At 55.4% G+C, this 22558-nt stretch carries 18 protein-coding genes; 12 read left to right on the top strand and 6 right to left on the bottom strand.

Features of this window, described 5'->3' with window-relative positions; all coding sequences use genetic code 11:
- Positions 1–4: 4 nt before the first annotated feature.
- The 3 genes from cyoA to V3W49_RS11465 form a co-directional block, all read right to left on the bottom strand.
- Positions 5–976, bottom strand: coding sequence for a cytochrome o ubiquinol oxidase subunit II (cyoA, locus tag V3W49_RS11475; protein WP_500145580.1), 972 nt, complete (start codon positions 974–976; stop codon positions 5–7).
- Positions 977–1412: 436 nt separating this feature from the next.
- A complete protein-coding gene (ampG, locus tag V3W49_RS11470) occupies positions 1413–2897 on the bottom strand; it encodes a muropeptide MFS transporter AmpG (protein WP_500145579.1) in 1485 nt (494 codons plus the stop codon).
- A 51-nt stretch (positions 2898–2948) separates the two neighbouring features.
- On the bottom strand, positions 2949–3527 hold the full coding sequence (locus tag V3W49_RS11465) for a lipoprotein (RefSeq protein WP_500145578.1): 579 nt from the start codon (positions 3525–3527) through the stop codon (positions 2949–2951).
- A 287-nt stretch (positions 3528–3814) separates the two neighbouring features.
- Here V3W49_RS11465 and bolA point away from each other — a divergent pair, with 287 nt between their 5' ends.
- The 11 genes from bolA to V3W49_RS11410 all read left to right on the top strand — a co-directional run bounded on the left by bolA (position 3815) and on the right by V3W49_RS11410 (position 17959).
- Complete coding sequence (bolA, locus tag V3W49_RS11460; protein ID WP_138096011.1) at positions 3815–4135, top strand: transcriptional regulator BolA; 321 nt, start codon at positions 3815–3817, stop codon at positions 4133–4135.
- A gap of 418 nt (positions 4136–4553) precedes the next feature.
- Positions 4554–5852: a trigger factor gene (tig, locus tag V3W49_RS11455; protein WP_500145576.1), complete on the top strand. Its 1299-nt coding sequence runs from the start codon at positions 4554–4556 to the stop codon at positions 5850–5852.
- 293 nt (positions 5853–6145) lie between these two features.
- Positions 6146–6769: an ATP-dependent Clp endopeptidase proteolytic subunit ClpP gene (gene clpP / locus V3W49_RS11450; protein WP_500145575.1), complete on the top strand. Its 624-nt coding sequence runs from the start codon at positions 6146–6148 to the stop codon at positions 6767–6769.
- 137 nt (positions 6770–6906) lie between these two features.
- Positions 6907–8184, top strand: coding sequence for an ATP-dependent protease ATP-binding subunit ClpX (gene clpX, locus V3W49_RS11445; RefSeq protein ID WP_500145573.1), 1278 nt, complete (start codon positions 6907–6909; stop codon positions 8182–8184).
- A gap of 176 nt (positions 8185–8360) precedes the next feature.
- Complete coding sequence (lon, locus tag V3W49_RS11440) at positions 8361–10715, top strand: endopeptidase La (RefSeq protein ID WP_500145571.1); 2355 nt, start codon at positions 8361–8363, stop codon at positions 10713–10715.
- 223 nt (positions 10716–10938) lie between these two features.
- Entirely contained in the window at positions 10939–11211 is a 273-nt protein-coding gene (hupB, locus tag V3W49_RS11435; RefSeq protein ID WP_500145569.1) for a nucleoid-associated protein HU-beta, read from the top strand.
- Positions 11212–11439: 228 nt separating this feature from the next.
- A complete protein-coding gene (gene ppiD / locus V3W49_RS11430; protein WP_500145568.1) occupies positions 11440–13311 on the top strand; it encodes a peptidylprolyl isomerase in 1872 nt (623 codons plus the stop codon).
- Between the two features lie 151 nt (positions 13312–13462).
- Complete coding sequence (locus tag V3W49_RS11425; RefSeq protein WP_500145566.1) at positions 13463–13807, top strand: helix-hairpin-helix domain-containing protein; 345 nt, start codon at positions 13463–13465, stop codon at positions 13805–13807.
- 153 nt (positions 13808–13960) lie between these two features.
- Positions 13961–14362, top strand: a complete 402-nt coding sequence (locus V3W49_RS11420) for a YbgC/FadM family acyl-CoA thioesterase (protein ID WP_500145676.1) — start codon at positions 13961–13963, stop codon at positions 14360–14362.
- A gap of 164 nt (positions 14363–14526) precedes the next feature.
- Positions 14527–15810: an HlyD family secretion protein gene (locus V3W49_RS11415; RefSeq protein ID WP_500145564.1), complete on the top strand. Its 1284-nt coding sequence runs from the start codon at positions 14527–14529 to the stop codon at positions 15808–15810.
- Entirely contained in the window at positions 15800–17959 is a 2160-nt protein-coding gene (locus V3W49_RS11410) for a peptidase domain-containing ABC transporter (protein ID WP_500145562.1), read from the top strand. The genes V3W49_RS11415 and V3W49_RS11410 overlap by 11 nt, the downstream gene beginning before the upstream one ends.
- A gap of 294 nt (positions 17960–18253) precedes the next feature.
- Here V3W49_RS11410 and queC read toward each other — a convergent pair whose 3' ends face one another.
- Together queC and V3W49_RS11400 are read right to left on the bottom strand one after the other, a co-directional pair.
- On the bottom strand, positions 18254–18949 hold the full coding sequence (gene queC / locus V3W49_RS11405) for a 7-cyano-7-deazaguanine synthase QueC (protein WP_500145560.1): 696 nt from the start codon (positions 18947–18949) through the stop codon (positions 18254–18256).
- 61 nt (positions 18950–19010) lie between these two features.
- Positions 19011–20711, bottom strand: a complete 1701-nt coding sequence (locus V3W49_RS11400; RefSeq protein ID WP_500145559.1) for an SgrR family transcriptional regulator — start codon at positions 20709–20711, stop codon at positions 19011–19013.
- Positions 20712–20808: 97 nt separating this feature from the next.
- Between V3W49_RS11400 and cof the strand changes: the two genes are divergently transcribed.
- Complete coding sequence (gene cof / locus V3W49_RS11395; protein WP_500145557.1) at positions 20809–21630, top strand: HMP-PP phosphatase; 822 nt, start codon at positions 20809–20811, stop codon at positions 21628–21630.
- Positions 21631–21785: 155 nt separating this feature from the next.
- Here cof and V3W49_RS11390 read toward each other — a convergent pair whose 3' ends face one another.
- Positions 21786–21914 carry a SymE family type I addiction module toxin gene (locus V3W49_RS11390; RefSeq protein WP_500145556.1) on the bottom strand — a complete coding sequence of 43 codons (129 nt, stop codon included), beginning with the start codon at positions 21912–21914 and terminating at the stop codon, positions 21786–21788.
- Between the last annotated feature and the right edge of the window lie 644 nt (positions 21915–22558).

Here is a 22558-nt window from a genome sequence, read left to right as displayed (position 1 = left end):
CGTATTATTCCTCGGCGCCCTGATGAGAGGTTTCCGCATTGCTCATGGTCATGCCCTCAACGCCGGAAGCATGGCTTGCATGCCCGCCCTCTGCGTGGTTCATGTTCATGTCCTGGCCGTGGGCCATGAATTTGTTAATGACTGCTCGGAACAATTCAGGCTTCACGCTGGAGAAGTACTCGACCTTGTTGTTTTCGCTGGGGGCTGCGATTTTCTCGTAAGCCGCCATATCGTTGATCGCCTCAGGAGACTGTTTAACTTTGTCTACCCACTGGTCGAAAGCCGCACGGTCGGGTGTTGCAATGGCTTTGAATTTCATGCCGGAGAAACCTGGGCCGCTGTAGCTGGAGGAGATACCGTTGTAAGTCCCTGCTTCGTTGGCGATCAGGTGCAGTTTGGTCTGCATTCCTGCCATGGCGTAAATCTGGCTGCCCAGACGCGGAATAAAGAAGGAGTTCATGACCGAGTTAGACGTTATCTTAAACTCTACCGGTGTATTGGCCGGGAAGGCTATCTCATTGACCGTCGCGATACCCTGCTCCGGATAGATGAAGAACCACTTCCAGTCCATAGAAACAACTTCAATGGTGACGGGTTTTTCGTCTTTTTGCGCTGCCAGCGGCTTGTATGGATCCAGCGAGTGGCTGGTTTTCCAGGTTAGCACGGCAAGGAAGACGATGATAAGGATGGGAACGATCCAGACGACAGCTTCGACTTTGTTGGAGTGCGACCAGTTAGGCGTGTATTTAGCATCCTTATTGCTCGCACGGTATTTCCAGGCAAAGGCGACTGCCATCAGAATGGCCGGAATCACGACAATCAACATCAGGCCAAATGCCGTCAGTATCAGGGAACGTTGCTCCAGGCCTACCTGCCCTTTGGGGTCTAACAATGCCGCATCACAGCCGCTGAGTAATACAGTGCCTGCGATTAACGACAGCAGTCCCAAACTTTTATTGTATTTCCTGAGTCTCATTTAACGACCTCAATTCCACGGGGATCTGGTGGCGTTTAAAGTGTGAGGGCATTTTACGGGATGGTTACATTACTGTAAACATGGGTGGGGATGTGTCAGGTGGCTGTTACCGGGTTCTGTTGGTAGTGTCACATGAAATGCAACAAAATGTAAAATGACAGAGGTGACAGGCACATGACGGGGATTATAACCAAATTCTATGTAAAGAAACGTCAATGAGGCGCATTGGTATAACCATTCGGATAAAACCAACAACTAATTAACAAACAGGCATCAAATACTAAACAAAAAAAGGCGAAAAATAATTTCTCACCGTGCTGAACCGTTTAATTTCCTGCGCACGTAATGACAAAACAGAATTATTTTCGCCGCCCTTTTTGTTAACCATAAATATTCAAATTGAGGGCTGTTTGGCCAAAAAATGCCCATCCCGCATTTACGTCGTGATATGTCTGGCGCTGCGGCGCAGTGCCAGCCAGTCCAGAACGCCACCGAACAGGATGCCGACAGCTGCGAGTCCCGCTCCCCACTCCAGAAGGAGGGGATCGAAACCGAGTGCTGTCATATCCAGCGCATTCAGGATCAGCACCAGCAGCCAGGCACCCAGCAGAAGGCAGCCTGCGCCCAATAGCCGTAGCGCGAAGCGATAGCCCCTGGCGAAGGCGTCGCGGGCCATAAAGTCGCCGGTACGTTGGGTATACTCAAGCGTGCTGCGGCACAGTATCAGCAACAGAATACCGGGCACTGCGGCCGCAACGGAAAAAAGATAAAAAACAGGCCAGCCGTGAGATTCGACAAACCAGCCGGCGATGGGGCCGACATAGACTCTTCCCACCGCAGAGAGTGCTGAAAGCAGGGCAAACTGGGTGGCGGAAAACGACTTATTGCATAGCGTCATCAACAGCGCGACAAAAGCCGAGGTACCCATACCGCCGCACAGGTTTTCGAAGAAGACGGCTCCCGCCATGCTGAACAGATGTTTATCAGTAATGGAAAGCAACCAGTAGCCTGCATTGGAAACGCCCTGCAGGATGCCGAAGATCAGCAGCGCCCGGAACAGGCTCATTCGCTGCATCAGAACGCCGCCGTACAGCGCTCCGATAATCGTGGCGAGCAGGCCCAGCGTTTTGTTCACTACGCCTACTTCGCCGGCATCGAAGCCGACGCCGCGGATCAGGAATGTGGTGGTCAGGCTCATGGCGAAGGCGTCGCCAAGTTTATACATCACGATTAATAGCAGTATCAGCCATGCATTGTTGCGGCCGAAGAAATCACGCAGCGGCGCCACGACCGCCTCTTCCAGGCTTTTGGGAGCCGGAATGGCGTCTGTGGGTTCTGGCGCCAGCCAGGTGGCGATAAGACAGGGAATCAGCAGAGCGGCCATCAGCCAGTAAGTGGCATTCCAGCCCAGATATTTATCGGCCAGCCATAGCGCCAGCCCGCCTGACACCAGCATCGCCAGCCGGTAGCCCAGGACGCTGATGGCAGCGCCGCTGCCTCGCTCTTCCGGTGGTAGTACGTCGGTTTTCCAGGCGTCGAAAGCGATATCCTGTGATGCGGAACAGAAGGCGATCAGTACCGCCAGCGCCGCCATCCAGCGCAACTGGCTGGCGGGATCCAGAAATCCCATCCCGGCAATGGCAGCCAGCAACAGCAGTTGGGTAATCAGCAGCCATCCGCGACGTCGGCCGAACAGCGGTGGGCAATAGCGATCCATGGCCGGTGACCACAGAAATTTAAAGACGTAGGCCTGACCTACCAGCGAGAAGAAGCCGATGGTTTTAAGGTCGATATTCTCCACCGTCATCCAGGCCTGGAGAGTGCCGGAAGTCAGGGCGAGGGGAAGGCCGGAAGCAAAGCCCAGAATCAGTAGGATGGCTGACTTAGGTTGCTGGAATAGACGAAGGTAGTGACTGCTCATGAGAAACCTGGTGGCGGGCCCGGCGGTGTCGCCGGGCCGTAAATGCGGCGATTAACGGGCGTTCTTCTTAATAAAGTCGTGAACGCTGGTGTCCTGCGCCATTTCGGCAATGGTGTCGGTCAGTACGGTGTTGACCGCATTGGCGATATTTTTGTTAGATGCCTGGAACGCGCCTTCCACGGTATAGGTGGAGCGGTACTGTTTAGTCATCGTGTTGCCGTTGCGAGCGGTCGCGATAATTGAGATATCGGCTTTGGTCGCAATGTTGTAACGCACGTTCCCCTGAGAGACATCGGCGAATAGCTGATTAACAACGATCTGCAGATCGACCGGCGCGCTTGGGCCAATCATATAGCCGCGGGCGGTCATCTGTTTTTCCAGTACTTCCTGCAGCAGAAAACGCAGATCGCGGGATGGCGTCAGAGTCACCAGCTGGTTGTCGCGGTTGACCTTAGCTAGCGCTTGATCGGTACGCTTGTCGGCACCGTTAATGCTGACGGTCACGCCCATCAGGCTGGGATCCTGCTGGGGCAGGGCGATTTTAGGGGAGACTTCGATGGTGTTGGACTGCGAAGCACAACCAGCCAGCATAACCAGCGCCATTAGCGGAAAGAGTATTTTCTTGAACATGTTTACTTGTCTCGAATGTCACAAAGGCAGCAAAATTCTTGCCATCATATCATTGCTGCCGGTAAGAGGAAGTGCCAAACGCAGGTATTGCCTCCAGATTTCTCCGTTTTAGGTCTCAGCGTCGGGATATGCCTGTTTTTGCACAGGTGACTGATGTCGCTACTATGTTAGGATTCTTCCCCCAGAAAGAGGCCGAGTTTTTTATTGTTTAAACGCAATGGAAGCGGTAAAAGCGGCTAATATTGAAAGGGATGGATGACATCCCCTGCGCTGTCGAGGTAAGCATTATGATGGTACGCGAGCGAATAGAAGCAAAATTAAGAGCAGCCTTTGACCCCGTCTTCCTGGAAGTCGTTGATGAGAGCTATCGTCACAATGTCCCCGCGGGCTCTGAAAGCCATTTTAAAGTCGTTCTGGTAAGCGATCGCTTCGCCGGAGAACGTTTTTTAAACCGTCATCGTCTGATTTATGGAGTATTAACCGAAGAACTGGCGGGTAGCGTTCACGCGTTAGCCCTGCATACGTACACCCATAAAGAGTGGGAAGGTTTGCAGGATACCGTGGTGGCTTCGCCGCCCTGTCGTGGGGCAGGCAGCAGTATTGCCTGACGCAGAAGCCGGGCCCCCACAGGGGGCGCCACAAATACATGCTGTAAAACAGCGCCAGCCACGTCAGTGGCTGGCGCTGTTTTATTACTCAGGCATCGGGGTCAGAATGGGTTCCGGGAACTGTGACAAAGGCTGCGGATGACAAACTTGCGCCGTCCTCGACTCACTACAGCGATGCCGCTATAATGCTGCGTCTTAATTTTCGGAACGTCTTCGGGATGATTCTGGCGACAGGGAGTGTGACTCTGGCTTCAGAGGGGCATCCCGGTATGGAGAAGCGTGTATACCCTTCATACTTCAGGTTGCAGGTACGTTGGCTGCGTTCACTTGCCGGCTTTCTGCAGCTCAAATTATTTGGGGTATGAGTAGAACGGGCTTCCAGAGTTGACCGAGTACTGTGATTTTTTGAGGTATAAAGATGCAAGTTTCAGTTGAAACCACTCAGGGCCTTGGGCGCCGTATCACGATTACTATCGCTGCTGACAGCATCGAGAACGCTGTGAAGAGCGAGCTGGTCAACGTGGCAAAGAAAGTCCGTATTGACGGCTTCCGCAAGGGTAAAGTACCGATGAACATCGTTGCTCAGCGTTATGGCGCCTCTGTTCGCCAGGACGTTCTGGGCGACCTGATGAGCCGCAACTTCATTGATGCGATCGTTCAGGAGAAAATCAATCCGGCCGGCGCACCGAAGTACGTGCCGGGCGAATACAAGCAGGGTGAAGACTATACCTACTCCGTAGAGTTTGAAGTCTACCCGGAAGTTGAGCTGAAAGGCCTGGAAGAGATCGAAGTTGAGAAGCCGGTTGTTGAAGTAACCGACGCCGATCTCGACACCATGCTGGACACGCTGCGTAAGCAGCAGGCGACCTGGAAAGAGAAAGAAGGCGCCGCAGCCGCAGAGGATCGCGCGACCATCGACTTCACCGGCACCGTTGACGGCGAAGAGTTTGAAGGCGGTAAAGCGTCTGACTTCGTACTGGCCATGGGTCAGGGCCGCATGATCCCGGGCTTTGAAGAAGGCATCGTGGGTCACAAGGCTGGCGAAGAGTTCACTATTGACGTGACCTTCCCGGAAGAGTACCACGCAGAAAACCTGAAGGGTAAAGCGGCGCAGTTTGCCATCACCCTGAAGAAAGTCGAAGAGAGCGAGCTGCCGGAACTGACCGAAGAGTTCATCAAACGCTTTGGCGTGGAAGATGGCTCCATCGAAGGCCTGCGCGCTGAAGTGCGTAAGAACATGGAGCGCGAGCTGAAAGGCGCGGTACGTAACCGTATCAAGTCTCAGGCTATCGAAGGTCTGGTAAAAGCCAATGAAATCGACGTTCCGTCTGCGCTGATCGACGGCGAAATCGACGTTCTGCGCCAGCAGGCTGCGCAGCGCTTTGGCGGTAACGCGCAGCAGGCGATGGAACTGCCGCGCGAACTGTTCGAAGAGCAGGCTAAGCGCCGCGTCGTCGTGGGCCTGCTGCTGGGCGAAGTTATTCGCACCAACGAGCTGAAAGCTGACGAAGATCGCGTTAAAGGCCTGATTGAAGAGATGGCTTCCGCTTACGAAGATCCGCAGGAAGTTATCGAGTTCTACAGCAAAAACAAAGAGCTGATGGACAACATGCGCAACGTTGCGCTGGAAGAGCAGGCGGTTGAAGCCGTGCTGAATAAAGCGAAAGTGACTGAGAAAGCCACTTCCTTCAGCGACCTGATGAACCAGCAGGCGTAATCGCATCTTAAGCTGAAGAGCCCGTCACCCAACAGGTGACGGGCTTTTTTTATCCCGCGTAAATGGTTCAGAAACAGGCTAAAAAGCGTAGCGGTGGGTTAGCGGACGGGAAAAAGGTTGTTATGCTTGAAACAGGGTATGATCGTCCCCACCTTTACGGGACGGTTGTCGGTAACGACCCTGGCTGATTATCCGTCTATGCGTAAGCCGGGCGAGCGCTGTAGTCAAGGCGCAGGCGCCCTGGTAAAATCAGAACCAAAGGTCAGTAAGATCGAGAATTCAAGGAGACGGAAATGTCATACAGTGGCGAACAAGATAAATTTGCACCTCATATGGCGCTGGTGCCGATGGTGGTCGAGCAGACCTCCCGCGGCGAGCGCTCTTACGATATTTTCTCCCGTCTGCTCAAAGAGCGCGTCATCTTCCTGACCGGTCAGGTGGAAGACCACATGGCCAATCTGATTGTGGCGCAGATGCTGTTTCTGGAAGCGGAAAACCCGGAGAAAGATATTTACCTGTACATTAACTCGCCGGGCGGGGTCATTACCGCGGGGATGTCTATTTACGACACCATGCAGTTCATTAAGCCGGACGTCAGCACCTTCTGTATGGGGCAGGCGGCTTCTATGGGGGCATTCCTGCTGACCGCTGGCGCGAAAGGCAAGCGTTTCTGCATGCCGAACTCCCGCGTTATGATCCATCAGCCGCTGGGTGGTTTCCAGGGCCAGGCGACGGATATCGAAATCCACGCCCGCGAAATCCTGAAAGTGAAGTCGCGCATGAATGAGCTGATGGCGCAGCATTCAGGTCAGCCTCTTGAAAAAATAGAGCAGGACACCGAGCGCGATCGTTTCCTCTCTGCCGAGGAGGCAGTAGAGTACGGTCTGGTCGATTCTGTCCTGACCCACCGTAATTGATGCCCGTACGAGGGTGTGTCGCTATACTATAGAGAAAACGCGGCACACCAGCGTGTTCTGGTATCGGCTGCGCCAGCAATATTCGGGCACTTGCGTCGTCGCGTGCGGCACAAAGCAACAGAGAAGAGGTTTGACTCATGACAGATAAGCGCAAAGACGGTTCAGGAAAACTGCTGTACTGCTCTTTTTGCGGCAAAAGCCAGCATGAAGTGCGCAAACTGATCGCAGGGCCGTCAGTGTATATCTGCGACGAATGTGTCGATTTGTGTAACGACATCATTCGCGAAGAGATAAAAGAGGTGGCTCCGCATCGCGAACGTAGCGCATTGCCGACGCCCCATGAAATTCGTCACCATCTGGATGACTACGTTATCGGCCAGGAGCAGGCCAAGAAAGTGCTGGCGGTGGCGGTGTACAACCACTACAAACGTCTGCGCAATGGCGACACCTCGAACGGGGTTGAGCTGGGTAAAAGCAACATTCTGCTGATTGGGCCTACCGGTAGCGGTAAGACGCTGCTGGCGGAAACCCTGGCGCGCCTGCTGGATGTGCCCTTCACCATGGCGGATGCCACCACCCTGACCGAAGCCGGTTACGTGGGGGAAGATGTGGAGAACATCATCCAGAAGCTGCTACAGAAGTGCGACTACGACGTGCAGAAGGCGCAGCGCGGTATCGTCTATATCGATGAAATCGACAAGATCTCCCGTAAGTCGGATAACCCGTCTATCACCCGTGACGTTTCCGGCGAAGGGGTTCAGCAGGCGCTGTTGAAACTGATCGAAGGCACCGTGGCCGCAGTACCACCTCAGGGCGGGCGTAAGCATCCCCAGCAGGAGTTTTTGCAGGTCGATACCTCTAAAATTTTGTTCATCTGCGGCGGCGCATTTGCCGGGCTGGATAAAGTTATCGCCAATCGTGTTGAAACCGGATCCGGTATTGGTTTTGGCGCTACGGTGAAGGGGAAATCCCAGAAAGCGACCGAAGGTGAGCTGCTGGGCCAGGTTGAACCGGAGGATCTGATCAAATTTGGTCTGATTCCGGAGTTTATCGGCCGTCTGCCGGTGGTTGCGACCCTGAACGAACTGAGCGAAGACGCGCTGATTCAGATCCTGAAAGAGCCCAAAAACGCCCTGACTAAGCAGTATCAGGCGCTGTTTAATCTGGAAGGGGTCGAGCTGGAATTCCGCGACGAAGCCCTGAAGGCGATCGCCAAAAAAGCGATGGCGCGTAAAACCGGCGCTCGCGGTCTGCGTTCTATCGTGGAAGGCGCGCTGCTGGAAACCATGTATGACCTTCCTTCCATGGAAGACGTGGATAAAGTGGTCATTGATGATTCGGTTATCGAGGGTCAGTCCGAACCGCTGCTGATCTACGGAAAATCTGAAGCAACCCAGCAGGCGTCTGGTGAATAATTAACCAGGTCAGACAGTAAGTTATCGTCATAATGGGGGATTTTATCCCCCATTTTTTTTTCCTGCATTCTCGCCGTTGAATGTCCGGGAAACATCCCCATATACTGACTTAACTAGCTTTGGAGATGCCGTGAAGGCTCCATAAGCCTGCGGAAACTAAACTAAGAGAGAGCTCTATGAATCCTGAGCGTTCTGAACGCATTGAAATCCCCGTATTGCCTCTGCGCGATGTGGTGGTTTATCCGCACATGGTCATTCCGTTATTTGTTGGGCGGGAGAAATCCATTCGCTGTCTGGAAGCGGCTATGGACCATGATAAAAAAATCATGCTGGTGGCGCAGAAAGAAGCTTCGACGGACGAGCCTGGGGTTAATGACCTTTTCTCCGTGGGGACCGTGGCCTCTATCCTGCAAATGCTCAAACTGCCGGATGGCACGGTAAAAGTGCTGGTGGAAGGCCTGCAGCGTGCGAAGATCGCCACGCTTGCCGACAACGGCGACTACTTTTCCGCCCAGGCGGAGTACCTGGACTCTCCGGCTATTGAAGAGCGGGAGCAGGAGGTGCTGGTACGCACCGCGGTTAACCAGTTTGAAGGCTACATTAAGCTCAATAAAAAAATTCCTCCCGAGGTGCTGACGTCGCTTAATAGCATCGACGATCCGGCGCGCCTTGCGGATACCATCGCTGCCCATATGCCGCTTAAGCTGGCGGATAAGCAGTCGGTGCTCGAAATGTCCGACGTCAATGAACGTCTTGAGTATCTGATGGCGATGATGGAGTCGGAAATCGATCTGCTGCAGGTTGAGAAACGGATTCGCAACCGCGTTAAAAAGCAGATGGAAAAGAGCCAGCGCGAGTACTACCTGAATGAGCAGATGAAGGCCATTCAGAAGGAGCTCGGCGAAATGGACGACGCGCCGGATGAAAACGAGGCGCTGAAGCGTAAGATCGAAGCGGCGAAAATGCCGAAAGAGGCGCGCGAGAAGACCGAAGCCGAACTCCAGAAGTTGAAAATGATGTCGCCGATGTCGGCGGAAGCCACCGTGGTTCGCGGCTACATCGACTGGATGGTGCAGGTGCCCTGGAATACCCGCAGCAAGGTGAAGAAAAACCTGCGTCAGGCTCAGGAAATTCTGGATACCGACCATTATGGTCTGGAGCGCGTCAAAGATCGCATTCTGGAATACCTGGCGGTGCAGAGCCGCGTTAATAAGCTGAAAGGGCCGATACTGTGTCTGGTGGGGCCGCCTGGGGTGGGTAAAACCTCTCTGGGACAGTCCATCGCTAAAGCGACCGGGCGTAAATATGTGCGTATGGCGCTGGGGGGAGTTCGCGATGAAGCGGAGATCCGCGGCCACCGTCGTACCTACATCGGTTCTATGCCGGGCAAATTGATCCAGAAAATGGCGAAAGTGGGCGTAAAAAACCCGCTGTTCCTGTTGGATGAGATCGACAAAATGTCTTCCGACATGCGCGGCGATCCGGCTTCAGCGCTGCTGGAAGTTCTGGATCCCGAACAGAACGTGGCCTTTAACGACCACTATCTGGAAGTGGATTATGACCTCAGCGACGTGATGTTTGTGGCGACCTCTAACTCCATGAACATTCCTGCGCCGCTGCTGGATCGTATGGAAGTTATTCGCCTGTCGGGTTACACCGAAGATGAAAAACTGAATATCGCCAAACGCCACCTGTTGCCGAAGCAGATTGAGCGTAACGCCCTGAAAAAAGGGGAACTGGTGGTAGATGACAGCGCGATTGTCGGTATCATCCGTTACTACACCCGTGAAGCGGGGGTACGTAGTCTGGAGCGTGAAATTTCGAAACTGTGCCGTAAGGCGGTAAAACAGCTGTTGCTGGATAAGAGCCTGAAGCATATTGAGATTAACGGCGAAAACCTGAAAGAGTTTCTGGGCGTTCAGCGCTTCGACTATGGCCGCGCCGACAGTGAAAACCGCATCGGTCAGGTGACCGGTCTGGCCTGGACCGAAGTGGGTGGCGATCTGTTGACTATTGAAACCGCCTGCGTGCCCGGCAAGGGCAAACTGACCTATACCGGTTCGCTGGGCGAGGTTATGCAGGAATCGATTCAGGCTGCTTTAACAGTGGTACGCGCACGCGCGGAAAAACTGGGAATTAATTCTGATTTCCACGAAAAGCGCGATATACATGTGCACGTCCCCGAAGGCGCCACGCCGAAAGACGGCCCGAGCGCTGGTATCGCCATGTGTACCGCACTGGTTTCCTGCCTGACCGGCAATCCGGTACGCGCTGATGTGGCGATGACCGGTGAGATAACCCTGCGCGGCCAGGTATTGCCCATTGGCGGTCTGAAAGAGAAACTGCTGGCGGCGCACCGTGGTGGGATCAAAACGGTGCTGATTCCGGATGAAAATAAGCGCGATCTGGAAGAAATTCCCGATAACGTGATTGCCGATCTGCAGATTCATCCGGTAAAAACCATTGAAGAAGTGCTGTCTCTGGCGTTGCAGGAAGCGCCTTCCGGAATGCGTGTGGTAACCGAAAAATAGTGACCTGACGCAAAGAGAAGCGATAAAAAGCAGGCTGGCAAGTAAATTCTCACTTGCCAGCTTTTTTTTGACTGGCTACTTTAGATACGGTCTGGCTTATTTTTCAGACGAAGGCATGCTACAACGGGTGTTGTAAGGGTATAACATGCCTGTTATAACTGCTGCGCGGTCGTACCGTGAAGGACTAAGGTGCGATATAAAAAAGAAAGAGAGGAAGAAAATAGTGAATAAATCCCAACTGATCGACAAGATTGCCGCTGGCGCTGATATTTCCAAAGCCTCGGCTGGACGTGCGTTAGATGCGTTACTGGCATCGGTTACTGAATCTCTGCAGAAAGGAGACGACGTAGCGCTGGTTGGTTTCGGCACCTTTGCTGTTAAAGAGCGTGCCGCCCGTACTGGTCGTAACCCGCAGACCGGTAAAGAGATTAAAATCGCTGCCGCTAAAGTACCGGGCTTCCGCGCCGGTAAAGCGTTAAAAGACGCGGTGAACTGATCGCTGCGCTCATCCGGGCATCGCGATTTTAAATGTATACAGAGAGGCGCATCGTCAGATGTGCCTTTTTTATTGGCTGAAAACGTCTTTAATGCGCGATTCGGGCTGACAATGACCCTGATTTCTTGTCAAAATAGCCCTTTGCGTGCGCTGTCTTATCTCTTTGGCCGCGCAGGGTAAACCAGATTCCCCTAAACGGGATAGATTACAGCGGAGTGCTGCGACACCATGATGGAAAATTTACGCACGGCAGCCAACAGCGTCGTGCTCAAGATCGTACTGGGTCTGATTATTGTCTCATTCGTACTGACTGGCGTGGGTAACTACCTGATTGGCGGGAATGGTAACTACGCAGCGAAGGTTAACGATCAGGAGATAAGCCGGGGTCAGTTTGAGAACGCCGTAATGGGCGAGCGCAACAAACTACAGCAGAAACTGGGTGAGCGCTATTCCGAGCTGGCAGGTAACGAAGGTTACATGAAAGCGATGCGTCACCAGGTGCTGCAGCGCATGATCGATGAAGCCCTGCTGGATCAGTATGCGAAACACCTGGGCCTCGGCATCAGCGACGATCAGGTTAAGCAGGCCATCTTCAACGAGCCGGCCTTCCAGAGTGACGGCAAATTCGATAACGCCCGCTATAACGCGCTGATCAACAACATGGGCATGAGCGCCGATCAGTATGCCAGCGCGCTGCGCCGTCAACTGACCACTCAGCAATTGATCAATGCCGTTATCGGCAGCGACTTTATGCTGCCTGGCGAAACCGACTCCCTGGCGGCGCTGGCGGCCCAGAAGCGGGTAGTGCGTGAAGCCACGATTGATACCGGCGCGCTGGTTGCGAAACAGCAGGCGACGGATGCGGAAATTTCCAGCTACTACGAGCAGCATAAAAATAACTTTATGCTGCCGGAGCGGTTCCGCGTTAGCTATATCAAGATGGATGCGGCACAGATGCAGCCAGAGGTTAACGATGCCGACATCCAGTCCTGGTACGATCAGAATCGCGACCAGTACACCCAGCCGGCCCGCTATCGCTACAGCATCATTCAGACCAAAACCGAAGCTGAAGCGCAGGCGGTGCTGGATGAACTGAAGAAAGGTACGGACTTTGCCACCCTGGCGAAAGAAAAATCCAGCGACATCATCTCTGCCCGTAAAGGCGGCGATATGGGATGGCTGGAGCCATCAACCACGCCAGACGAGCTGAAAAACGCCAATCTGAAAGAGAAAGGCCAGATTTCGGGGGTTATTAAATCCAGCGTCGGCTTCCTGGTCGCGCGCCTGGATGACCTGCAGCCGGCCAAAGTGAAGCCGCTGGCTGAGGTTCATGATGCCATCGCCCAGAAACTGAAGCAGGAGAAGGGGCTGGATGCCTTCTACGCTCAGCAGCAGAAAGTGGGCGACGCTGCGATGAACGACACGGAATCGCTGGCGGGTGCCGAGCAGGCGGCGGGGGTAAAAGCCGTAGAGAGCGGCTGGTTCGATCGCAACAGCCTGCCGAAAGAGCTGGACTTTAAGCCGGTTGCCGACGCCATTTTCGGCGGCGCTCTGCTGGGTGAAAACGGTACGCCGGGCAGCAACTCTGACATCATCACTGTCGATGGCGATCGCGCTTTCGTATTGCGTATCGCTGAACATAAACCGGAAGCCGTGAAGCCGCTGGATGAAGTGCGCGACCAGGTGGTGGCGGCTGTGAAACAGCAGAAAGCCGAACAGCAGGCGCAGCAGCTGGCGAATAAACTGCTGGCGGCGCTGAACAAAGGCGAAGGTGATACGGCGCTGAAAGAGGCGGGTACCCGCTTTGGCGCGGCGAAAACGCTGAGCCGCAGTCAGGATCCGCTGTCTGTGAAGGCCTTCGATATGCCGCTGCCGGAGAAAGGCAAACCTGCTTATGGTGTCAGCACCGATACGAAAGGTAATAGGGTTATTCTGGCGTTGGACGAAGTCCAGGCCGGTAAAATGCCGGAAGAGCAGAAGAAAGTGATGGTCAGCCGCATGACCGAAAACAATGCCGAACTGGCTTTTGAGGCGCTGATGAGCAACCTGCGCAAAGAGGCGAAAATTAAGCTGGGCGACGTGGTGGATCAGCAGCAGTAATCCGGGGATCGCTTCCACTTTTTTGCATTCTGATGCAACAGACAAAGGCCGCTTACGCGGCCTTTTCCATATCTGAAATCCGGAGATTGCTCACCTGGGTCGGGGGCGGATAGGGTGTCGATACTGTTAACCAAAAGGAGAAGGAAACAGCATGAAGACCATACTAACCCCGCTGTGGCTGGCAATGACCATGGCGTTCAGCAGTGGCGCTGTTTATGCGGCGCCAGAGCCAGCAAAACCCCTGGCGCCAGCCAGGGCGCATAGTACGACGTCTGAGCTGCTCGTACCGGAGCCGGTCTCGCTACAGGTCAGCATTAATACGGCTTCGGCAGAGGAGCTGGCAGAGGCGCTTAATGGCATCGGTCTTAAGAAAGCGCAGTCGATCGTGCGTTACCGGGAAGAGAACGGCCAGTTTGCCAGCATTGACGATCTGCGTTCAGTGCCCGGGGTGGGAAATGCGCTGGTAGAGCGGAATTTATCACGTCTTAAGCTTTAGCTCTCTGACCACCGCCGGGTAGGGGGAAATTTCTGCTACGCTTTTGAGGTCATACCAGTTGGGTGTGGCCTTATAATAGCCCGTTCCCTGGGCCCGGGGGAGAGAACCGTGGAAAAGAGACAAGAAAACGTTCCCCACATCAGTGGGGATAACCTGCCACGAGCGCAGATCAAAGTTCGCGGATATCATCTTGATGTTTATCAGCATGTGAATAACGCGCGTTACCTGGAGTTTCTGGAAGAGGCGCGCTGGGAAGCGCTGGAAAGCCAGCCGGGGTTTCGCTGGATGGTGGAGCAGGGGCTGGCTTTTGTGGTCGTAAACATCAATATCAGTTACCGGCGCCCGGCACTGCTGGGGGATCGTCTGACGGTCACCAGCGAAATGCAGAAGCTGAATGGCAAAAGCGGGGTACTGAGCCAGGTCATTACCCGCGACAGCAACGGTGATGTGGTTGCTGATGCGTTAATTACCTTTGCCTGCGTCGATTTACATAGTCAGAAAGCGCAGCCGCTGGAAGGCGAACTGCGCCGTCATCTGGAAATGATGATGAACTAAATATTTCCTGGTACGAAACGACAGAATTCCCCGGATGTTTATACGGGGTAAAATGGCGCTTTTCCTTATCATTTACATTGTTTATCAATGTGTTATTGCACTGGCGACTTAGCGAAGCGGCATCTACACTTTGAAAACCTTGAGGCTGTGATGACCGGATAATAGTGCTTTTTCGTAAAGAGGTAAGTGAGTATCAGCAGGCATTTCGCTCGGGGCAGGTTTTGCTGCTGCGTGGCTGGCCTGCCTGGGTAACGGTGAGCGGTACCGTGCTGATAATGTTGAGTTTGTTGTTGCTGCTGATTTTTGGCAGCTATACCCGCCGCATTAATGTGAGCGGCGAAATTATCACTCTTCCGCATACGATAAATTTATTTGCGCCCGAACAGGGAATGATTGCCCGCCTGCTGGTTCATAACGGCCAGGTGGTCAAAGCCGGAACGCCGCTGTATCAGCTGGATATCGGCCGGGTGACCCGTAACGGCAGCCTTAGCGCAACCACGCTCGCCGTGCTGGAAAAGCAGCGTCAGCGAACGGAATCCATTATTCGGGAGATCGAAAACAACAAGAAGGCCACTCTGGAAGGGCTACGACTTCAGCTGGAGCGCTATGACGAAGCCAGAAAAAGCACCAGCCAGATGGTGGATTCCGCCTCGGTGGGCCTGCGCGCTATGCGGGAAAGCATGAAAGATTATGGCGAATACCGGCGGCGCGGCCTGGTGACCACTGACCAGCAGAATAACCAGCGTTATCTCTTCTACCAACAGCAAACTGGCTGGCAGAGCCTGAATGCTCAGCTCATCCAGCAGGATCTGCAAATTTCCAGCCTGCGGAGTGAACTGATTGTCCGGGAGGCTGAATTCGATAGCCAGATCGATCAGTACCGCATCCATATCGACGATCTACAGCGCCAGATGGCGGAAGCTGATGCCAGCGGAATGCGGCTGGTGACCGCGCCGGTTGCGGGGCGCGTCTCTTCTCTGGGGGTCACCGAAGGTGAGATGGTTGGCGCGGGCGACAGCCTGGCGCAACTGGTACCGGTGAATAAAGACGCCTGGCGGATGGTTATCTGGATCCCCGGGGAGGGTATCCCCTGGGTACATCCTGGCGATGGCATTAATCTTCGTTATACCGCTTTTCCATTCCAGAAATATGGCCAGTTCCCCGGGCGTATTGAGTCAATTTCTAAAGCGCCAGTCCCTGCTCGTGAGCTCCAGCGTTATGCCAGCGCCCCCAGAACCCCGGCGGGCAATGTAAGCGATGGCTGGTTCAAAGCGGTGGTCAAACCGGATCTCTCGGGCCTGACTCCGCAGGGCAAACCGCCGCCGATAAGCAGTGGTATGCAGGCGCAGGCCACGCTGTTTCTGGAAACGCGTTCGCTCTGGCGCTGGATTTTGTCGCCATATTACTCATTAAAAAGCAGCATAACAGGGGAAGTACATGACCGCTGAAGGACTCAAGGCGCTGGCAGGGCGTCTGGGATTATCGCTACGCCGTCGAATACCGGTTATCCTCCAGACAGAAGCCGCCGAGTGCGGTCTGGCCTGTCTGGCGATGATTTCGGCGGCGCATGGGCAGCCTGCCGATCTGTTGGAGCTGAGAAGGCGTGTGGGGCTCTCTTCCCGAGGTTCCACCCTGCGCCAGATTATGGAGGTAGCCAACGCCAGCGGCCTTAAAACGCGCGCGTTGCGGCTCGATCTGGAAAACCTGAACGCTCTGAAAACCCCCTGCATTCTGCACTGGGATATGAACCACTTCGTGGTGCTGGCTGCAGTTCGGCGTGGGCAGGCGATTATCCACGATCCCGCTGCCGGTCGGCGGGTTATGGCGATGAGCGAGGTATCCCACCACTTTACCGGCGTGGCGCTGGAGCTCTGGCCTACGGAGCGGTTTAATGAAAAGGAAGAAACGCCGCGTAATGTCCTGAAGATACGTACGCTGACCAAAACCATTAGTGGACTCTGGGGAGCGTTAACCAAACTGTTCTGCTTTTCCCTGCTAATTGAGTCGGTCAACCTGCTGCTGCCGGTAGGGATGCAGCTGGTCATGGATCACGTTATTCCTGCCAGCGATACCGGCTTGTTGACGCTGATTTGTCTGGGGCTGCTGTTTTTTGTGCTGTTTCGAACCGCAGTCAGCATGACCCGTGGCTGGACGTCGCTGGTGATCGGCACGCTTATCGACATTCAGTGGAAATCCCGGCTATTTGACCATTTGCTGGCACTGCCGCTCGACTACTTCGAACGCCGTCGGCTTGGCGATATCCAGTCCCGCTTCGCTTCGTTGGATACCCTGCGCACCACGCTGACCACCAATGTGGTGAACAGCATTATCGACGGCATCATGTTCATCGGCCTGCTGGTCATGATGGCGCTTTATGGTGGCTGGCTGGTGTGGGTGGTACTGGCTTTCACCGTGGGGTGGGTTATCTTCAGGATGATGACCTACAGTGCCTGGCGCAGAGTGTCTGAAGAGCAAATCGTCAGAACGGCCCGTTCGTCTTCCCACTTTATGGAAAGCCTTTACGGTATGGGCACGTTAAAGGCGCTGGGCCTTTCCGGGCAGCGCGCCCAGTCGTGGATGAATCTGAACGTCGAAAGCGCGAATGCGACAGTGCGCAAGACCCGCTATGAGATGCTGTTTTCCGGCGGCAATGCCCTGATTTCAACGCTGGAGCAGATAACACTGCTGTGGCTGGCGGCGAATCAGGTGATTCAGGGGCACATCACGCTGGGGATGTTTGTGGCGTTTAACACCTACCGCGGCCAGTTTTCTGAACGGGCTGCCAGCCTGCTGGATATGGCGCTGCAATTGCGTATGCTGTCGCTACATACCGACAGGGTGGCGGATATCGCCATGACGCGCGTTGAGCCTGGCAGCGAACAGATAAGCGGGCAGGATCTCCCGCTGGTGCCTTTGGGGCAGCCGGCCTCCCTGACTATTCACAATATGAGCTTTCAGTTCGATGCGCTGTCGCCGCCATTGTTTCAGGAGCTGGAGCTATCCGTTGCGGCAGGCGAAAGCCTGGCGATAACCGGCCCTTCCGGGCAGGGAAAAACTTCTCTGATGAAGATTATGGCGGGGCTGGCGCAGCCCGGCAGCGGTGAAATCAGGATCAACGGCATTAATATTCATCAGGCGGGTTTTGCGCGTTATCGTGCCTGTATCGCGACGGTATTGCAGGATGACACGCTGTTTGCCGGATCCGTTCGCGAAAACATTACCGGCTTCGACAACGAACCGGACGAGCAATGGATGCTGGAATGCGCCATGCGTAGCAATATCCACGAAGAGATACAGCGTATGCCGATGGGCTATGAAACCTTAATCAGTGAACTGGGCAGTAGCCTGTCGGGCGGTCAGAAGCAGCGCTTGCTGATAGCCCGCGCGCTTTATCGGCGGCCGGCGATTTTGTTTCTTGATGAGGCGACCAGCCACCTGGATCAGGAGAACGAAGCGCAAATTAACGCGGCGATAAAAGAGATGAATATTACCCGCGTAATGATTGCTCATCGCCCGTCTACCGTAGCCTCTGCGGATCGGGAGGTGAATATTCTGGCGCTGAAACAAAAAACGGGCGTTTCCCCGCAAGGAGGCTAATCCTGGCGGGAGGTTTTTCGCGCGTTCCCCGGTAGCTGATAAGCTTCCGCCTGCTCGCTTCTTAGCCGTTGGCAACCGGGGCATTGTTGGGTTTTTTGGCAGGCAAGCAGAAGGGGGAATACCCACCAGGGAATAGGGGGAGAAGGCGAATATATGTACTGGTGGCTGACAGAGATGCCCGGCATCGACGATGAAACCCGCTCCATCGACTGGCTTAAGAGGCGTGCTGCCCGCAGGAATTCGACTCCGCCTGCGATGAGCCGGGCAGCTCTTTGTTGACAGGCGGAGGTTGATTCAGGCCAGACCGGTTTTTTCTTTCATTTTGGCCATCACGCTGCCCTTCTCGTTCAGGTAGCCGTTCAGACCCTTGGCGCGAAGAGTGCAGGCAGCGCATTCGCCACAGCCGTCGCCGCGAATCCCGTTATAGCAGGTCAGGGTGTGCTTGCGTACTAAATCCAGCCGGCCCCAGTAGTCGGCCAGCGCCCATGTTTCCGCTTTGTTAAGCCACATTAGCGGCGTCTCAAAACGAATATTTCGGGCCATCCCCAGCGTAACGGCATGATTCAGCGCCCTGACGAATTCGTCGCGGCAGTCGGGATAGCCGGAAAAATCAGTTTCGCATACCCCGGTAATCACCGCTTCGGCGTTGACCTGATAAGCGTAAATAGCCGCCAGGGTCAGGAACAGAATGTTACGGCCCGGAACGAAGGTATTGGGGATGCCATCGGCATCCGGCTCGTAATCCGGAACCGGGATGTTGTCACGGGTCAGGCTGCTAATCGCCAGCTCGTTCAGAAGCGTTACGTCCAGTACTTTGTGTGCGGCGGCGCCCAGTTCCAGCGCCAGTTCGCGGGCGACATCGATCTCCGCGCGATGACGCTGACCATAATCGAAAGTGACGCAGTGGACTTCGTCATACTGCGCCTGTGCCTGGATAAGGCAGGTGGTGGAGTCCTGGCCACCGCTGAAAACGACAACTGCGCGTTTCATTATTCACCTGGTAATGGTTAGTGGAACAGGGGCGTCATGGTACGCCATCGGCTGCCTGGCGTCACGCCCCCGGCGGTGGCAGCCAGGCTCGGGAAAAATCGAACCAGCCCCAGGCGTTCAGCCGAATGCCCTGAACTCCCGGTGGCGCGCTTATCTGATAGCGATAGTTAAACAGCGGCGTGACGATGGCCTGTTCCACCAGGTGGCTAAACAGCCTGCGCAGGCCGTCGTTGCGATCCCGTACCTCTGGCGAACGCTGCAGGGCGTCCAGCGTCGCCTGAATATGGGCCTGCTGCGGTCCGCTCAGAATAAAAGACCACAGCGGATCGCAGCGCAGCCACTGTTCCAGAGTATATTCTGCGGCCTCGCCGATAAGCCGATCGCCCATAACCAGATCGGCTTCCTCCGTCGTCAGTCCCTCGTCCCAGCTTTTTACATTGCGGTACACCAGTTCCAGCTCACAGCCCAGTTCCGCCAGGCGATAGCGTAGCTTTTGCGCCATGGCGTGAAGCTCCACCGGCAGCCGGTAAAGCAGTCTGAGTCGCGGCGGTAGCGGAACGGGGATGACATCGGAAAAATCGGGCAGTTGCTGGCCTGGCAGCAGCGTATGGCTTGGAGTGATAAGCTCAGGATCCAGCGGCAGGGCATCGAGCATGCCATGCTGGTGGATCAACGCCATCAGATAGCGGGCCTGGGGCGCCGACAGCCGCCCCTGCTGGCGAATCGCCAGCCAGCTGAATCCCAGACTGACGCTGCGGCTTACCGGGCGCAGTTCGGGAAACTGTGCCTGCTGGCCGATGGCGATCTGTACCGGGTGGCGACAGCTGGTACCCAACTGCTCATCGAACAGACCTGGCGTTATCCAGAATTCAATGGCCCGCAGTAGCGGGTGTGCCAGGTGGTAGCCGTCGTGGCTTTCCAGACGCACCAGGCGGCTGTCAAAGTGGGTCAGGCTAAAGGGGCCGCAACCTGACCGATCGTCATCAGGATGGGCGATTCGGCTGCCGTAGCTGGCCAGTCGCCACGGGAGCCAGTAATCAGGACGATGGAGCTGAAACCGCAGGCACCAGGCATGGGGCGCATCGACTTGCGCTACGCTGGCAAACAGACGGCTGAACATAGGCTGTGCCATCAGATTGTGCAGGCGACGCAGAATCTGTTTGGCGGTGACCGGCTCGCCGCCATGCCAGCGCAGGGTAGGGCGCAGGAAAAAGTGCCAGCAGGTACCGCTGTCGTCCGACTGCCAGCGATGCGCCATATCGGGCTGCGGTAACGGGCTGTCGTCACGAAAGCTTGCCAGACCGGCGAAGATCTGTCCGGCCAGGTGTTGTTCGGCCCGTCCGGGTAAAAATCCAGGTGTGAGCGGCTCCAGGGAGCGGTAGTAGGGAATTCGCAGGGTAGGAATATCATTCTGCCACTGGCCGCCTAGCAGGGGCTGTAAAACGTGGCGTAGCTGTTCCGGCGCCAGCTGGGCCAGCGCCAGCGCGCTTTGCTGTTGCCCTTTATCCAGCGCCTGGCGCATGAGCGAAGCCCGAACTTCGTCAGGACTAACCAGAAACTGAAGATTGCCGCGGCGTCCGCGTCCGGCGCTGGCGCGCCAGCGTAACCACCCCGCGTTTTCCAGATGTCCCAGCAGCGTTCGGACATGACGCTCGCTACAGAAGCAGCGCGCCGCCATCTCGGCAACGGTAACCTGCTGGGGGGCGCCGTTAGAAGGCTGCCACAGACGCTGAAACTGATTGAGTCGATTTAGTTGACGCATGGATAAATACGGAACACTTTTTTGCAAGTATTCACTATTTGTTCCGGATAATCCAGGCAATACTGCCGGTCATCGCAGCAGACTCACCGGAGGTTTTATGGCGCGACTGGCAGCTTTTGATATGGATGGCACGTTACTGATGCCGAATCATAGGATGGGAGAGGTCACGCGGCGTACGCTTGAACGCCTGCGCGAACGGGATGTGATTCTGGCCTTTGCTACCGGGCGCCATTTGCTGGAAATGCGCCATATCGCCAGTGAATTGCTGAACGGTGTTTTTCTGATTACCGGAAACGGCACCCGGGTTCATGATATTCGCGGCGAGCGCCTGTGGGGCAACGATCTCGCCCCGGATGTTGCAGAGCGGGTACTGCATGGTCACTGGGATACCCGTGCCAGTATGCACGTATTTAACGATAGCGGCTGGCTGACTCAGCATGATATCCCGGAGCTACTGAAGGCTCACGTCTATAGCGGCTTTCGCTACCAGCTGGTGGATCTGAAACGACTGCCGGCCCATGAGGTGACTAAAATTGCCTTCTGTGGCGATCACGACGATCTGGTGCAGCTACGGATTCAACTTAATGATTCGCTGGGAGAGCGGGCACATCTCTGCTTTTCCGCCGTAGACTGTCTGGAAATTCTGCCCCATGGCTGTAACAAGGGCGCGGCGCTGGCGGTGCTCGGCGCGCATCTGGATGTGCCCCTTGCTGAATGTATGGCTTTCGGCGATGCGATGAACGATCGTGAAATGCTGGATGCCGTAGGCCACGGAGTCATTATGGGCAACGCCATGCCTCAGCTCCGGCAGGCGCTGCCGCACCTGCCGGTGATCGGTCACTGCGACAGAGAAGGGGTGGCCCACTATTTAACCCATTGGCTGGATACGCCCCACCTTTCATATTCCCCCGAAGGGTGAGCGGCACTACGGCAGGCCCGCTCTGGCGGGCCTTTTTTATGGTTCATTGCGGATTAGCGTAAAGTTGAAGTAAACCGGGGAGCGATATACTTTTGGCCAGGTATATTGCGGTGAAGAAAGCGCTGTTTACCCCCCGTGAATTCGGGATATCGCATTTACCCCGGACAAATAATGATGTTGCCGGATTCAATGATGACCTTTACCGAACAGCCTGTTTTAAATCCGGTCTTGCCCCGCCAGTCGCCATTCAGGTGCAGACTGTGGCGGTTGTAGTATGTGGTCATGCCGGTTGCGCTATTTTTGCTCCAGAGCCGTGTTCTGGGGGGGAATATGTCACGTTGGCGAAGGTTCCGTTCACCTTAAGGTTATTTTTATATGCCGGTTTCGGAGCCGGTGAACGGGCCAGGGGCTCAAATGCCGCCCCTGACAACCCGGCTTTCCGGCGTGAAAATCGCCCTTCGGGCTCCCTCCGCTATGCCGTGTTCTGGAGGAATATGTCACGTTGGCGAAGGTTCCGTTCACCTTAAGGGTATTTTTATATGTCGGTTGCGGAACCGGTGAACGGGCCAGGGGCTCAGATGCCGCCCCTGACAACCCCGCTTTCCGGCGTGAAAATCGCCCTTCGGGGCCCCTCCGCTTTTCCCGTCCGCCGGACGGGTCGGGCATAACGGCACCTCCCTGTGCCGCACGCCCTCAGCCCGACGTCCTGTCGGGCTGACCCTGGCGGTCGTGAACGCTGCGGCGATTTTCAGGCCGGAGAGTCACCGCCCTGAATCTTCTGCCCTGATTGACAGCAAAGAATGGTGCTGGTTGTATTTGAGCACCCCGTTTGAAGCGACGAGGGTGTAGCCTCCCGGCTTAAAAAACGCCGTAGCGTTCACGCAGGGCCGGAGGAGCGACAGGATGTCGCGACAGGGCAAGGTCGCCA

This window comes from Rosenbergiella sp. YN46 (genome assembly GCF_036620675.1).
GTDB lineage: Bacteria > Pseudomonadota > Gammaproteobacteria > Enterobacterales > Enterobacteriaceae > Jejubacter.
The sequence above is the reverse complement of the archived record's forward strand: the minus strand, read 5'-3'. Positions and strand labels throughout refer to the sequence as shown.

Coding starts and splice junctions, on each gene's coding strand:
- cyoA (WP_500145580.1), bottom strand. CDS start 976: ATGAGACTCAGGAAATACAATAAAAGTTTGGGACTGCTGTCGTTAATC.
- ampG (WP_500145579.1), bottom strand. CDS start 2,897: ATGAGCAGTCACTACCTTCGTCTATTCCAGCAACCTAAGTCAGCCATC.
- V3W49_RS11465 (WP_500145578.1), bottom strand. CDS start 3,527: ATGTTCAAGAAAATACTCTTTCCGCTAATGGCGCTGGTTATGCTGGCT.
- bolA (WP_138096011.1), top strand. CDS start 3,815: ATGATGGTACGCGAGCGAATAGAAGCAAAATTAAGAGCAGCCTTTGAC.
- tig (WP_500145576.1), top strand. CDS start 4,554: ATGCAAGTTTCAGTTGAAACCACTCAGGGCCTTGGGCGCCGTATCACG.
- clpP (WP_500145575.1), top strand. CDS start 6,146: ATGTCATACAGTGGCGAACAAGATAAATTTGCACCTCATATGGCGCTG.
- clpX (WP_500145573.1), top strand. CDS start 6,907: ATGACAGATAAGCGCAAAGACGGTTCAGGAAAACTGCTGTACTGCTCT.
- lon (WP_500145571.1), top strand. CDS start 8,361: ATGAATCCTGAGCGTTCTGAACGCATTGAAATCCCCGTATTGCCTCTG.
- ppiD (WP_500145568.1), top strand. CDS start 11,440: ATGATGGAAAATTTACGCACGGCAGCCAACAGCGTCGTGCTCAAGATC.
- V3W49_RS11425 (WP_500145566.1), top strand. CDS start 13,463: ATGAAGACCATACTAACCCCGCTGTGGCTGGCAATGACCATGGCGTTC.
- V3W49_RS11410 (WP_500145562.1), top strand. CDS start 15,800: ATGACCGCTGAAGGACTCAAGGCGCTGGCAGGGCGTCTGGGATTATCG.
- queC (WP_500145560.1), bottom strand. CDS start 18,949: ATGAAACGCGCAGTTGTCGTTTTCAGCGGTGGCCAGGACTCCACCACC.
- V3W49_RS11400 (WP_500145559.1), bottom strand. CDS start 20,711: ATGCGTCAACTAAATCGACTCAATCAGTTTCAGCGTCTGTGGCAGCCT.
- cof (WP_500145557.1), top strand. CDS start 20,809: ATGGCGCGACTGGCAGCTTTTGATATGGATGGCACGTTACTGATGCCG.
- V3W49_RS11390 (WP_500145556.1), bottom strand. CDS start 21,914: ATGACCACATACTACAACCGCCACAGTCTGCACCTGAATGGCGACTGG.